Source organism: Neobacillus cucumis, from assembly GCF_016908975.1.
Lineage (GTDB): Bacteria > Bacillota > Bacilli > Bacillales > Cytobacillaceae > Neobacillus > Neobacillus cucumis.
In genome coordinates, this window is the sequence record NZ_JAFBEX010000003.1 from 98336 (window position 1) to 111379 (window position 13044).

Genomic DNA, 13044 nt, shown 5'->3' on the forward strand with positions numbered 1-13044 from the left:
CTTTTAAAAAAACAACCTGAAAAAACTGCCCCAGATAGGCAGGTTTTTCAGGTTGTTAATGTTTTCGTCTACTTTGAAGGGAGGACTCGTTTCCCTATTCGTTCAAATAACCGTGGAAAAAGAACATACACAGCACTACCTAAATTCATCCAGCGTGGAAGATTGACTTCTCTTGCTCGGGTCAGCATGCTATCAACCACCTTTTGAGCCACATACTCCGGCTGGAGCATGAATCTCTTTACATTTTTCACATAAGTCCCCTGTTCATCTGCAATTTTAAAAAAATTCGTAGCAATCGGCCCTGGATTTACTGAAGTTACTTGGACATTATAATCATCAAGTTCCATTCTCAAGGCGTTGGTATATCCTAGAACAGCATGCTTAGTAGCTGAATAAACACTTGATTTTGGCGTTGCGAACTTACCAGCCTGTGAAGCAATGTTAATAATATGACCAAAGCGGCGCTCCCGCATCTTAGGCAAAACCATGCTAGTGCAAGCCATTAAGCCAAGTACATTTACATTAAACATCCCTTTAATTTCATCAATCGTGGCTTCATGGGCTTCACGGAAAATTCCATAGCCGGCATTATTAACCAGAATATCAATGTGACCTAATTGCTTAAAGATTTGCGCAAAAACCTCTTTTATTTTATCTGTGTCAGATACATCCACTTGGAACACATCGACATGGGTTGAATATTTTTGCTCTAATTCTAATTCAATCTGCTTAAGTTTATCCACACTACGTGCCAAGAGGACTAGATTGGAGCCACTTGCAGCACATAGTCTGGCAATTTCGGCACCAATTCCACCCGAAGCACCTGTAATAATAATATTTTTACCTCTCAATTGTTCTCTCATTAATTGAACACCCCATCAGGTTAAAACCTATTTCTGTTTCTAAGCGAAACAGGCCTACTAGTATTATTATTAATTTCCCCGATAGATGATAAATAGTCAAGTTGAAACGCTTGATAGAAATAAGATTAACCTCTCTAAAACAAGTATTTATTAGAATAAATAAAAAATTCTCATTTTAACCTCTTGACAAACAGTCTGACTTCAAGCATAATCACTTCATTTCAATAGGAGGAGTAACAATGAAGAAGATTGCAATGATCGGCGCTGGTTCCATGGCCGAAGCCATCATCACAGGCATACTTGAGAATGATTTAATTGATAAAAAAAATATTTGGGTAACAAATAGTGGAAATGAAGACAGACTGAAAAACCTTGAAACGAGATATGGTATTTGCAGTACGTATGATTTAAGAACCCTTTTTGACGGAGCAGATATTGTGATGCTTGCGATGAAGCCAAAGGATGCAGATACAGCGATTGACTCAATTCGCGAATATCTTACTGATAACATGCTTATTGTTTCCGTTCTCGCGGGAGTATCAATGAACACACTTGAAACATTAGCAAGAAAACCGCTTTCGATTGCCCGGTCAATGCCGAACACATCGGCAGCAGTAGGTAAATCAGCTACTGCTATTGCTGTAAATGAACGGGTTTCTATGGCGCAGTTAGAATCAATTAAGCAGCTTTTTGAAACCGTCGGGTTAGCCAAATTTGTAGAAGAAGAACAGTTAGATGCTGTGACAGGATTGTCAGGAAGTGGACCAGCTTATATTTATTATCTGATCGAAGCAATGGAAAACAGCGCAGATGAAATTGGTCTTGATAAGCAAATGGCTCAAGAATTGATTGTTCAAACCTTAATTGGTGCAGCTGAAATGGTGAAAAACTCTTCTAAATCGCCTGCACAATTGCGCAGGGAAGTAACAAGTCCAGGTGGTACAACAGAAGCAGGGATTCACGTTTTGGAAGAATTTGAAGTACAACAGGCATTCATATCCTGTATAAAAGCCGCCACTGAACAGTCGATAAAAATGGGAAAAGCTTTAAGTTCCGAGCTGAAAGTAGGAAAAACACTCTAGTCATGCTAAGAAAAGCACTTACTTTGGGTAAGTGCTTTTTATGACCTTAGCGGGATATGAAATTCTTTAAAATCCTCTGCTATCTCCGAATGAGGAAAAACTTCTTGTGCCTCGTTTACAAGCTCAGACCACGTATTACGGTCATAGCGAGAACTTATATGGGTAAGACATAAACACTTGCAATTTGCTTGTTTAGCAATCTCTGCAGCCTGATAGGTTGTTGAATGAAAATAATCAAAGGCAAGCTCCTCCTCGCCTTTAGAGAAGGTGGCTTCATGTATTAAAAAATCTGCATCTTGAGCCAACACTCGTGCATTTTCACAAAATCGTGTATCTCCAAGAATCGTTACAATACGCCCCTTTTGGGAAGGTCCTAGAAACTTATTTGGTTCGATTACCCTGCCATCTTCAAGGGTGACGGTTTCTCCATTTTTTATTTGTCTAAAGATAGGACCAGGCTGAACCCCAGCTTCCTTCAATTTATCTGCAAGCAGTGTACCCGGTCTGTCTCTCTCCACGATTCGATAGCCGTAGGATGGGATTCCATGTTCTAAAAGACGTGCTTCTACTGTAAATTGGTTATCTTCGAAGATAACTCCCTCGGTAATTTCCACTACTGTTAAAGGATATTTTAAATAAGTTTGACTAATAGAAAGACTCACTTGAATATATTCCTTAATCCCTTTTGGCCCATAAATCGTAACCTCAGAGTCTCCACCTTGAAAAGAACGGCTTGATAACAACCCTGGCAGTCCGTATATATGATCGCCATGTAGGTGGGTAATAAAAATCTTCTCAATCCGCCTTGGTTTTATGGATGTATGTAAAATTTGGTGTTGGGTTGCTTCGCCAGCATCAAAAAGCCAAACAGCCCCTCGCTCTTCCAACAATTTGAGGGCAATGGAAGTAACATTTCGTAGTTTCGCCGGCATTCCAGCGCCTGTCCCTAAAAAAAATATATCCAATTGAAAACTCCTCTCTACTCCGTTTTTCCTTATGGATACTATATCACAAACTATTTTTAAATGCTCAGCAAGGCTAAATATCAGGAAAAAATCACAATATTTTGTTACATGCAATTCAATATATTTGCGAAACCTAAAAAAAACCGCTAAATTAGATATCTGTAAGCAAATAAAAAAATACATAACAAGGCTATTAGAAAAGAGGTACAAGACGTGGAGCAAAACATGACATCGTTAATTATGATATTTGGTGCAACGGGTGATTTAGCGAAGCGAAAATTATTTCCTTCCCTTTACCGATTATATTCCCGAAATAAACTAGACAAATTTGCCGTAATTGGTGTAGCAAGAAGATCTCTTTCTAATGAGGAGTTTCAGCAATCAGTTAAAGATTCCGTCATCTCAGCCTTAGGAAACAAAGAAAATCTTGATGAGTTTGTTTCCCATTTCTACTATCAATCACATGATGTATCAGATTCTAACTCTTATGTAACATTAAGAAAATTTGCTAATCAGATTGATGAGAATTATGATCTTGAGGGCAATCGAATCTTTTACTTGGCAATGGCTCCCGAATTCTTTGGTCAGATTGCCTTGCATTTAAAATCCGATGGTCTAACTGATGTAAAAGGATATAAACGCCTTGTTATTGAGAAACCATTTGGGCATGATTTAGAATCTGCTAAAAAATTAAACAAACAAATAAGAAGTGCCTTTTCTGAAAAAGAGGTATACCGAATTGACCACTATTTAGGAAAAGAAATGGTTCGAAACATTGAGGTAATTCGTTTTGCCAATGCTATTTTTGAACCTCTTTGGAATAACCGTTATATTTCGAATATTCAAATAACATCCAGTGAAACGCTTGGGGTGGAAGAGCGCGGACGTTATTACGAAACAAGCGGAGCCTTGCGTGATATGCTGCAAAATCATATGCTACAAATGGTCGCATTGCTTGCAATGGAACCTCCAATTAGTCTCACTACTGATGAAGTCCGGTCTGAAAAGGTCAGAGTGTTTAGATCCCTTAGAACCATTGAAGGCGATGAAGTAAAAGAATATTTTGTTCGGGGGCAATATGGTGAAGGAACGATGGAGGATGTTAACGTTCCAAGATACCGCGATGAAGCAATGGTAAATAAGGAATCCAATACAGAGACTTTTGTAGCGGGTAAGGTAATGATTGATAATTTCCGTTGGGCGGGCGTTCCTTTTTATATTCGAACAGGTAAGAGAATGGCTACTAAATCAACAAAAATTGTGGTCCAATTTAAAGACATTCCAATGAATTTATATTATCAACCGGAAAAGATGTTGAATCCAAACTTGCTTGTCATTCACATTCAACCTGAAGAAGGTATCACCCTGCATCTAAACGCTAAAAAAGCGGGAGGTCATCTTGATGCTCAAGAGGTCAAATTAAGCTTTGCCAATACAGGCATTCAAGCGATGAATACTCCTGAAGGCTATGAAAAACTCTTGTACGATTGTATGAGAGGAGATGCAACGAATTTCACCCATTGGGATGAAGTTGCCTACTCTTGGGCATTCGTTGATAAAATCTCTGCTGTTTGGGAACAAACAAAAGCTACATTCCCTAATTATGCATCCGGTACCATGGGTCCTAAAGAAGCTGATGAATTATTAGAAAAAGATGGCTATTTCTGGTGGCCTGTTGCCGATTTAGACGTAGATATTTGTAAATAGAAAAGCGTAAGCGCCTTGATCAGCCCCGACAAGCTTAAGACCTCGAGGGGCTAGGCGCTGGAGCTGGACAATTCTCGAAGTTAAAATTTCTTATAATGTCAAAAAGCTCCCTTTGTACATAACAAAGTGGAGCTTTTTTAGTGTTCATTTTGCTTTTTATCAGATATTGAACGTAAGAAATCTTTATTGAAACTCGTGCCAGTTCCGATATTTTTGGTTTGTTCATTGGTTTGTGAGCCAGCCCGTTCAATTATATTTTTCCCATACTTTTCACGAAGGGTCGATAGAGTTTTTAATAGCGGCTCTTTTTTTGCCTCTTTTTCGTAAGAAAACAAATCTAATTGTTTGTAAGCGTGATCCTGCTCTACTAAATCATTTCCGGTAATCCCTAATAATCTGACAGGATCCCCATTCCAAGCTTTTATAAAAAGCTGCTTCGCAAACGTAGAAATATCATCTTTATGATTAATAGGATTTAACAGCTTCATACTTTTCGTAATCGTCTTCCGATCTTTGTAACGAATGGTAATAGCTAAAGCAGATGCCATAACGTTTTTACGTCGCAATCTGGTCGAAACGGTTTCGGCCAATCCCTCAAGTACCTGAAACAGTTCTTGCTGATTACTAATATCTCTAGGCATAGTAGTGGAATTTCCAACACTTTTAAATTCAGATACGGACTCTGGATCAACAGGTCTAGAATCAATCCCGTTCGCCCTTTCTTTGATACGAATCCCATTGATACCAAGAAGAGACTTCAATTGAATCTCATTCCCTTTTGCTAGTTCCCCAATTGTATAAATGCCAATTGTTTTCAACTTTTCGGCAGTCTTATTTCCAACCCCATGCATTTCATTCGTATTTAATGACCAGAGTGCAGTGGGAATATCACGTTTTCGCAGGATCGTAATTCCCAGTGGTTTTTTCATATCAGAGGCTGTTTTCGCCAAAAACTTATTCGGTGCAATCCCAATACTGCAGGGTAAATCGAGTTGCTCTAGAATTCTTTTTTGGATACTCTCAGCAATTTGAATGGGACTTCCCAATGAAAAGCTTTCGGTAATATCCATGTAACCTTCATCAATGGAAACCGGTTCAACTAGCTCCGTATATTGTCTTAATATTTCAAACATGACAAGCGATGCCGCCCGGTACCGCTCGAAGTTCGGTTTCATAACGACCAGCTGAGGGCAAAGTTTTTTCGCTTCCCAAAGTGGCATAGTCGTTTTTACACCAAATTTCCTTGCTTCATAGCTGCAGGTAACGATAATTCCTCTTCGCTCTTCTACATTACCGGCAATGGCAAGCGGCTTACCCTTTAAATTCGGATCATAGGCCATTTCAACAGAAGCGTAAAAACTATTCATATCCACATGTAAAATGACTCGCCCATTTTTCGGATACATTTCCTTCAAGCGAAACACACCCTTATCAAGTAATACTTTTATTATAACAAAAGGAGAGTCTGCTGACTCTCCATCCTAATTCTACGACTATTGATTGGTTACTTCTTTGATGATAGCAATCGTCATTTCAGCCAGCTTATACAATTCCTCAATCGGCATACGCTCATTTGTGGTATGAATTTCTTCATAACCAACAGCCAAGTTTACGGTAGGAATATTAAAGCCATTAAATACGTTGGCATCACTTCCACCACCGCTATGCAAAAGTTCACAGCTGCGGCCAATTTTTCCTGCAGCGCTGCGAGCAATTTCAACCACTTCGTCCCCTTCGCCAAATTTGAAGCCTGGATACATGACCTCCACATCGACTGCAGCTCTGCCTCCCATTTCTGCTGCAACTGTTTCAAATGCTTCTTTCATTTTTTTCACTTGAGACTGCATTTTTTCAGGAATAAGCGAACGAGCTTCTGCTAAAATATCAACACGATCACAAACAATATTGGTCGCTTGACCGCCTTCAAAACGGCCAATATTAGCAGTCGTTTCATGATCAATTCTTCCTAGTGGCATCCTTGCTATTGACTTCGCGGCAATGGTAATCGCAGAGACCCCTTTTTCGGGAGCCACACCGGCATGTGCTGTTTTGCCGTAGATAACTGCTTTTACTTTTGCTTGTGTAGGCGCTGCAACCACCACATTTCCAACTAATCCATCGCTGTCAAGAGCATAGCCAAATTTTGCTTTTAACAATGCAGGGTCAATTGCTTTTGCACCATGTAAGCCCGATTCTTCCCCAACAGAAATAACAAATTGGATTAAGCCATGAGGCGTATTTTGTTCTTTTAGTAATCGAATCGTTTCTAGCATGACAGCGATACCTGTTTTATCATCGGCACCTAGAATAGTCGTCCCATCTGTTACAACATAGCCGTCTTTTATGGATGGTTTAACCCCCTTCGCAGGTGTAACGGTATCCATATGACAGGAGAAATAAATAGGATCTACTCCTTCTTTTGTTGCAGCAAGTGTACAGATTAAGTTACCTGCTCCATGTCCTGTTATAGCAGTCGTATCATCTTCAAAAACATCTAGGCCAAGTTCGGAAAATTTTTGTTTTAAAACCTTTGCTATTTCTGCCTCGAATTTCGTTTCAGAATCAATTTGTACAAGTTCTAAAAACTCATTTAAAAGTCGTTCTTGATTAACCATTATTTTAGATCCTCCCATATATGTACTCACTATTTCAGTATACCTCTATTAATTCCATACCATCAAATGATAGAAATAATAGATAACTTAGAGAGGGATATTTCCATGCTTTTTAGCTGGTCGGGATTCTTTCTTATTCTTGAGCATTTCCAATGCTTGAATAATTTTAATTCTAGTATCACGCGGGTCAATTACATCATCGACCATGCCCCTGCTTGCTGCCACATATGGGTTAGCAAATTTTTGACGGTATTCTTCAATTTTCTGCTGCCTTGTCAGCTCTGGATTTTTACTACTGTTGATTTCCTTTGCAAAAATAATATTAGCTGCCCCTTGTGGACCCATTACGGCTATTTCTGCATTTGGCCACGCAAAAACTAAATCCGCACCAATCGACTTACTATTTAACGCTACATAGGCACCGCCATATGCTTTTCTTAAAATAATCGTTAATTTAGGAACAGTCGCTTCCGAATAGGCAAATAAAATTTTTGCCCCATGTCGGATAATTCCCCCATGTTCCTGCTTGACCCCTGGGAAAAAACCAGTAACATCTTCAAATGTAATAATAGGAATATTAAAACAATCACACGTTCTAATAAACCTTGCTGCTTTATCGGAAGAATCTATATCCAAGCCTCCCGCCATTACTTTTGGCTGATTACAAACAAGTCCAATTGTTTCCCCTTTGATACGGGCAAATCCAACAACTATATTCTTGGCAAAGTCTTGATGAATCTCCATGAAGGTGCCATCATCCACTACTTGTTCAATCACCTTTCGGACATCGTAAGGACGCACGGCATCAAATGGAATGACATCCATTAAATCTGGACGATAATCGTTCTCTTCCTCCGACTCTGCCACTGGTGGCTTTTCACCATTATTTTGCGGCAGATAGCTTAAGAGTTTCCGCACATTATCCAATACCTCAGCTTCCGTTTTAGCTTGAAAATGAGCATTTCCACTGATCGAGTTATGAACATTTGCCCCGCCTAGATCTTCTGCAGAAATCTTTTCTCCTGTTACTGTTTCAATGACCTTAGGACCTGTAATAAACATTTGGCTTGTGTTTTCCACCATAAAGACAAAATCAGTAATGGCCGGTGAATAAACCGCACCACCAGCGCACGGACCCATAATAACTGAAATTTGTGGAATGACTCCAGAGTATATAGCATTCCGGTAAAAAATATGACCATAACCGTCAAGTGAAACAACACCTTCTTGGATGCGGGCACCGCCAGAATCATTAAGACCCACAAAGGGAGTACCGTTCTTAGCTGCTAAATCCATAACCGTTGCAATTTTTTTCGCATGCATTTCCCCTAACGCCCCGCCAAAAACAGTGAAATCTTGTGAAAATAGATAGATTGGCCGTCCATTTACTTTTCCAAACCCAGTTACAACCCCATCGCCAGGTCCTTTTTGCTCATCCATACCAAAATCGTTAGTACGGTGCTCAATAAAAGGATTTAATTCCACAAAACTGTCTTTGTCGACTAACAGGTCGATTCTTTCCCGGGCGGTCAACTTCCCTTTTTCATGCTGCTTATCAATTCGCTCATCCCCACCGCCAAGTTCTACTTCTCTGCGCTTATCATATAACTCATTTATCTTTTCATAAATGTCAATCATTTCCCCAACCCCTTTTTATCACAAAGCTCAAATAGCACACCGGTTGTTGATTTTGGATGCATGAAAGCAATTTGTGCCCCGCCAGCTCCTAGTCTCGGCTGGTCATCAATCATTCCAATCCCCTGTTGTTTCATTTCAGCTATTCTTTCTTCAATTGACGACACACCTAGAGCTACATGATGAATCCCTTCACCGCGTTTGGCAATAAATCCTGCAATCGGGCTTTCCTCGCTCAATGGCTCTAAGAGCTCTATTTTGGTATCACCTGCTTTTAGAAAAGCCACTTTCACCTTTTGGCTCTCCACCTCTTCGACCCCCAGCAACGAAAGCTTTAATACATCCGTATAAAATGGCAGCGTTTTCTCAAGAGACTTTACAGCAATTCCAATATGGTCGACTTTTTCAATCATGTTTTCCCCTCTGTTCTAAAAATTAGACTGTGTTAAAGGTTATTGTTGATTTTGGAACGATGTTGAATGGAGCGGAAGGCGCTCGACTCCTGCGGGAGTACGGGGCTGGGGAGACCCCACAGGCGCTTTAGCGCCGAGGAGGCTCCCCGGCACGCCCGCGGGTTTGCTGAGCGCCTGGAGTGGAAATCAACCTCCATGTTTAACACAGCCAAAATTAAAATCAATCGAATAATTACCTAATTCGGTAAAAAGTTCATAAATCCTTCCTTTTTTACTTACTTGTACCGTTGTTCATTTAAGCTTTTCCTAGTAAAATAATAGTTAAAGCTTTAAAAGATGTGGGAGGAATTTAAATTGTCCAAAAAGAAAACCAGAAAAATTATTGTCTATCTAATGCTTTTTGCCATGTTAGCCTCAACCCTCCTATTAGGAATTGCGCGATTTTTATCATAAAAAAATATGAAGGGACTGTTCAAATTTGAACAGTCCCTTCTCTTACTTAATAGCTCCATTTTCTTTTGCTAATGCATCGAATGATTTAGTTGTAGAAGTAACCAATATTTTCGTTCCAAGAGGGATTAATGGATAAAGTGAGCTGATAACCTCATTTTGCATGCGGATACAACCTTGAGAAACATATTTCCCTATTGATGCTGGCTGATTGGTTCCATGAATTCCATATATTCGTCCATCCGTTCCTTTTGCATCAAACCCTATCCAGCCAGCCCCAAGTGGATTATTGGGGTCCCCCCCGGGAATATTCTTCTTACGATAATAGGGATTCTTTGCCTTTACAGCTATCGTAAAAAGACCTTCAGGAGTTAATTCTTGCGTTTTGCCGGTTCCGACGCTGACAATCGTTTGAACTTTATTATCGTTGATAAGCGCCAGTTCATTTTTCGTTTTATTCACAATCACAAAGGGATCACCAGGAACGGGATTTTCCCCTAACGGCCAAAGTGGTGAGAGAAAAAAAGTCATGAGGAGAGGCGATAAAAATTTAATCAATCCAACCACCTACTTTTTTTCCCTAGTTTGCCTCGGCTTTTCTCATTTCATGCGCATTTACTTTTTTTACATAAAAAGAGCTTTTGATTATCAGATATTCATTCATTTCATTCACTAATTGCAGCAGTACTGCTCTGACTTCAAATTCCTTTCTTGTCTTAGGAAGTTCCATTTCTTCAAATTCTTTTTTCATGTCTCTTAATTTATCGATATAAATATAAGCCGTGTTCCCGGGATGAATATTTTCGGAAAGTTCCTCAAGAAAAGCTGCGACCATCTCTCCTTGCTTCACTGTACTAGTGAGTGAAGTAACCATCGGTAACACACGCTCAATAATTTCAAATTGTTTCTCTCTCATCTTAAAATACTCAAAATAAACGTTTTCTTCACGTAGAATATGGTTTTCAAAATCTCTTAAGGCAAGCATTTTGGCTACATTAAGCAGATTCGCACTTTCCGTAATTTCTTTTCCATCCCAGTTGCTTTCACCGTTTCTTAAGTACCTTACCATTTCACAAAAGATAATTTTAAAATTCTCCTCAATTTTCAATTGAAAATTTCTTAGCTTTTTATCAACACTCGGCATATAAAGGTTGATGAGTAGCGCAACTCCAATACCAACCGTTATGACTCCTAGTTCATTTAAAAATAATGACCATGAAATATGGTGAGCCATATAAATATGTAAAATAATGACGCTGCTGGTGACAATTCCATCCGGAGCCTTCAACATAACAATGATCGGAATAAAGACTAGCAGCATAATGCCAATTACAATTGGATGATAGGCAATTCCTTCGAAAAAAAGAGCTGAAAAAGGCATAGCTAACACACAAGCTAAAAAACGATCCCATGCAGTACGAAGTGATCTTCTTTTGGTTACCTGCACACACAAAATCGTTAGAATCCCTGCAGATGCATAGTTTTGAAGACCTAAATGTTTTGCTATTAAAATCGCAATGGCGAATCCTATGGCTGTTTTAATGGTCCGATATCCGATAGAAAACTTCATTTTTCCCCCTTCAAAGTAAAAAGATGATTTAAAAATACCCACGCTAAGATATCAACATTATAGCATCTTTCTAGGTGGCCTATTACTAAAAAAAGCCAATCCCTGTTAGAGATTAGCTTTTTGTAAATCATTATACTTCTTCACAATATTTATCAAATTCACTTTGCAGCTTTGCAACAACTGTGGCAGGGTCAAAGCCTTCAATTTGATGTCTTTCTATCATGGTTAAGATTTTTCCATCTTTTAATAAAGCAAAAGATGGCGAAGAAGGCGGATATCCGGTGAAATAGCTTCTTGCGGTTTCGGTTGCCTCTTTATCCTGACCGGCAAATACAGAAACTAAATGGTCAGGGCGTCGATCATTGTGAAGCGCATGTGCTGCCGCTGGGCGCGCAATCCCTCCCGCACAACCACAGACCGAATTAATCATGACTAAGGTAGTTCCTTTTTGGGCTAAAGCATCTTCTACTTCAGCAGGTGTTTTAAGTTCTGTATACCCAGCCGCCACGATTTCTTGACGAGCTTGATTGACGACATCATTCATAAAAAAATTAAAATTCATACTCATATAAACACACTCCTTCTTATTCAGTATATATCTACATCATAACAGTAGAAATGTGTTTTTTCCAAATAAAATGGTCAAGGAATACATTTACGTTTTTTTGGTTGATATGAAAATATCCATTAAGGTTTCTACAGCAGCAGCTACCGTCTTTCCCCCAGAAATCACTTCATTTTCTAGTTTAGGAAGAGCACCTCTAACTCCATTATGATGATAAAATAAAAAATGGAGCTGGTCGGTAATCATTGAATATAACCATTCTCTCGCTTGACTTCTCCTTCTGTCCTCAAACACCCCTGTTACTTTGATGTTCTTTTCAAAAGATTGAATGACTCTCCAAATTTCACTTATTCCTTCCTGAGTTAGGGAAGAGCAGGTATAAGCTTTTGTTACCCAGCCTTTCGTAGCAGGCTGAAGGAAGTGTAGAATTTGGTTATACTCATGCTTTGTTTGTTCTGCTCTTTCTTTATTGGATCCATCGGCTTTATGAACAATTATGGCATCAGCCAATTCGATAACCCCTTTTTTCATGCCCTGAAGTTCGTCCCCAGCTCCTGTCAAGGTAAGCAGCATAAAAAAATCAACCATATCTCGAATGATTATTTCACTTTGACCTACACCAACTGTTTCAATTAAGATAACATCGAAACCTGCTGCCTCACAAATTAGCATGGCTTCCCTCGTTTTTCGATGTACCCCGCCAAGCTTTCCTGCCGTAGGCGAAGGGCGGATAAAAGCATTTGCGTGTTTGGACAATTGTTCCATTCTTGTCTTATCACCCAAAATACTGCCACCCGAGATACTTGAACTTGGGTCTATTGCTAATACCGCAACTCGATATCCAAGACTGCACAAATACGTCCCAAATGACTCAATAAAGGTACTCTTCCCTGCTCCTGGTACACCAGTTATGCCGATTCGTATCGATTTACCAGTTCGCGGTAAGAGTCTCTGCAGCAATTGTTGTGCTTCTTGAAAATGCTGTTCAGCATTGCTTTCTACTAAGGTTATCGCTCTAGCAAGCAGGCTCCGTTCACCTTTTAGGACACCCTCATATAGAACATCAATGGAAGGCTCTGCTTGCTTGCGTTTTTGAAAGCGGGCATTTTTTTTTACAGAAATGGACTGCCCCTCTAACTCCTGACCACTTCTGATCATACTTAAACAGTGGGGATCACC

13 protein-coding genes are annotated in these 13044 nt (G+C 39.5%); 3 read left to right on the top strand and 10 right to left on the bottom strand.

Features of this window, described 5'->3' with window-relative positions:
• Window positions 1–68: 68 nt before the first annotated feature.
• Complete coding sequence (locus JOC76_RS04705; protein ID WP_205176440.1) at window positions 69–863, bottom strand: SDR family NAD(P)-dependent oxidoreductase; 795 nt, start codon at window positions 861–863, stop codon at window positions 69–71.
• 239 nt (window positions 864–1102) lie between these two features.
• Here JOC76_RS04705 and proC point away from each other — a divergent pair, with 239 nt between their 5' ends.
• On the top strand, window positions 1103–1945 hold the full coding sequence (gene proC, locus JOC76_RS04710) for a pyrroline-5-carboxylate reductase (RefSeq protein ID WP_205176441.1): 843 nt from the start codon (window positions 1103–1105) through the stop codon (window positions 1943–1945).
• A 38-nt stretch (window positions 1946–1983) separates the two neighbouring features.
• Here the strand turns inward: proC and rnz are convergent, their stop codons facing one another.
• The gene (rnz, locus tag JOC76_RS04715; RefSeq protein WP_205176442.1) at window positions 1984–2910 is read right to left on the bottom strand and encodes a ribonuclease Z; all 927 of its coding nucleotides are present in this window, start codon (window positions 2908–2910) and stop codon (window positions 1984–1986) included.
• 240 nt (window positions 2911–3150) lie between these two features.
• On the opposite strand from rnz, the gene zwf reads away from it, so the two are divergent.
• The gene (gene zwf, locus JOC76_RS04720; protein ID WP_239557564.1) at window positions 3151–4617 is read left to right on the top strand and encodes a glucose-6-phosphate dehydrogenase; all 1467 of its coding nucleotides are present in this window, start codon (window positions 3151–3153) and stop codon (window positions 4615–4617) included.
• A 137-nt stretch (window positions 4618–4754) separates the two neighbouring features.
• Here zwf and JOC76_RS04725 read toward each other — a convergent pair whose 3' ends face one another.
• The 4 genes from JOC76_RS04725 to mce form a co-directional block, all read right to left on the bottom strand.
• Window positions 4755–6032: a DNA polymerase IV gene (locus tag JOC76_RS04725; protein WP_205176443.1), complete on the bottom strand. Its 1278-nt coding sequence runs from the start codon at window positions 6030–6032 to the stop codon at window positions 4755–4757.
• Window positions 6033–6110: 78 nt separating this feature from the next.
• A complete protein-coding gene (locus JOC76_RS04730) occupies window positions 6111–7232 on the bottom strand; it encodes a tripeptidase T (RefSeq protein WP_205176444.1) in 1122 nt (373 codons plus the stop codon).
• Window positions 7233–7319: 87 nt separating this feature from the next.
• Window positions 7320–8870: an acyl-CoA carboxylase subunit beta gene (locus JOC76_RS04735; RefSeq protein WP_205176445.1), complete on the bottom strand. Its 1551-nt coding sequence runs from the start codon at window positions 8868–8870 to the stop codon at window positions 7320–7322.
• Window positions 8867–9280 (bottom strand): methylmalonyl-CoA epimerase, encoded by a 414-nt coding sequence (gene mce / locus JOC76_RS04740; protein ID WP_205176446.1) that lies wholly within the window; start codon window positions 9278–9280, stop codon window positions 8867–8869. Before mce ends, JOC76_RS04735 begins: the two co-directional genes overlap by 4 nt.
• 336 nt (window positions 9281–9616) lie before the next feature.
• Between mce and prli42 the strand changes: the two genes are divergently transcribed.
• A complete protein-coding gene (prli42, locus tag JOC76_RS04745) occupies window positions 9617–9733 on the top strand; it encodes a stressosome-associated protein Prli42 (protein ID WP_307784688.1) in 117 nt (38 codons plus the stop codon).
• Between the two features lie 42 nt (window positions 9734–9775).
• Here prli42 and JOC76_RS04750 read toward each other — a convergent pair whose 3' ends face one another.
• From JOC76_RS04750 to meaB, 4 genes are all read right to left on the bottom strand, one after another.
• Complete coding sequence (locus JOC76_RS04750) at window positions 9776–10261, bottom strand: L,D-transpeptidase (RefSeq protein ID WP_205176691.1); 486 nt, start codon at window positions 10259–10261, stop codon at window positions 9776–9778.
• A 49-nt stretch (window positions 10262–10310) separates the two neighbouring features.
• Complete coding sequence (locus JOC76_RS04755) at window positions 10311–11300, bottom strand: aromatic acid exporter family protein (RefSeq protein WP_205176448.1); 990 nt, start codon at window positions 11298–11300, stop codon at window positions 10311–10313.
• A 130-nt stretch (window positions 11301–11430) separates the two neighbouring features.
• On the bottom strand, window positions 11431–11868 hold the full coding sequence (locus JOC76_RS04760; protein WP_205176449.1) for a BrxA/BrxB family bacilliredoxin: 438 nt from the start codon (window positions 11866–11868) through the stop codon (window positions 11431–11433).
• An 87-nt stretch (window positions 11869–11955) separates the two neighbouring features.
• On the bottom strand, window positions 11956–13023 hold the full coding sequence (meaB, locus tag JOC76_RS04765; RefSeq protein WP_372441907.1) for a methylmalonyl Co-A mutase-associated GTPase MeaB: 1068 nt from the start codon (window positions 13021–13023) through the stop codon (window positions 11956–11958).
• Window positions 13024–13044: the final 21 nt, after the last annotated feature.

Bases quoted from the DNA above. Each gene is read 5' to 3' on its own strand.
- proC (WP_205176441.1), top strand. From the start codon at position 1,103: ATGAAGAAGATTGCAATGATCGGCGCTGGTTCCATGGCCGAAGCCATC.
- JOC76_RS04750 (WP_205176691.1), bottom strand. From the start codon at position 10,261: ATGACTTTTTTTCTCTCACCACTTTGGCCGTTAGGGGAAAATCCCGTT.
- JOC76_RS04735 (WP_205176445.1), bottom strand. From the start codon at position 8,870: ATGATTGACATTTATGAAAAGATAAATGAGTTATATGATAAGCGCAGA.
- JOC76_RS04760 (WP_205176449.1), bottom strand. From the start codon at position 11,868: ATGAGTATGAATTTTAATTTTTTTATGAATGATGTCGTCAATCAAGCT.
- prli42 (WP_307784688.1), top strand. From the start codon at position 9,617: ATGTGGGAGGAATTTAAATTGTCCAAAAAGAAAACCAGAAAAATTATT.
- mce (WP_205176446.1), bottom strand. From the start codon at position 9,280: ATGATTGAAAAAGTCGACCATATTGGAATTGCTGTAAAGTCTCTTGAG.
- zwf (WP_239557564.1), top strand. From the start codon at position 3,151: ATGATATTTGGTGCAACGGGTGATTTAGCGAAGCGAAAATTATTTCCT.
- meaB (WP_372441907.1), bottom strand. From the start codon at position 13,023: ATGATCAGAAGTGGTCAGGAGTTAGAGGGGCAGTCCATTTCTGTAAAA.
- JOC76_RS04705 (WP_205176440.1), bottom strand. From the start codon at position 863: ATGAGAGAACAATTGAGAGGTAAAAATATTATTATTACAGGTGCTTCG.
- JOC76_RS04730 (WP_205176444.1), bottom strand. From the start codon at position 7,232: ATGGTTAATCAAGAACGACTTTTAAATGAGTTTTTAGAACTTGTACAA.
- JOC76_RS04755 (WP_205176448.1), bottom strand. From the start codon at position 11,300: ATGAAGTTTTCTATCGGATATCGGACCATTAAAACAGCCATAGGATTC.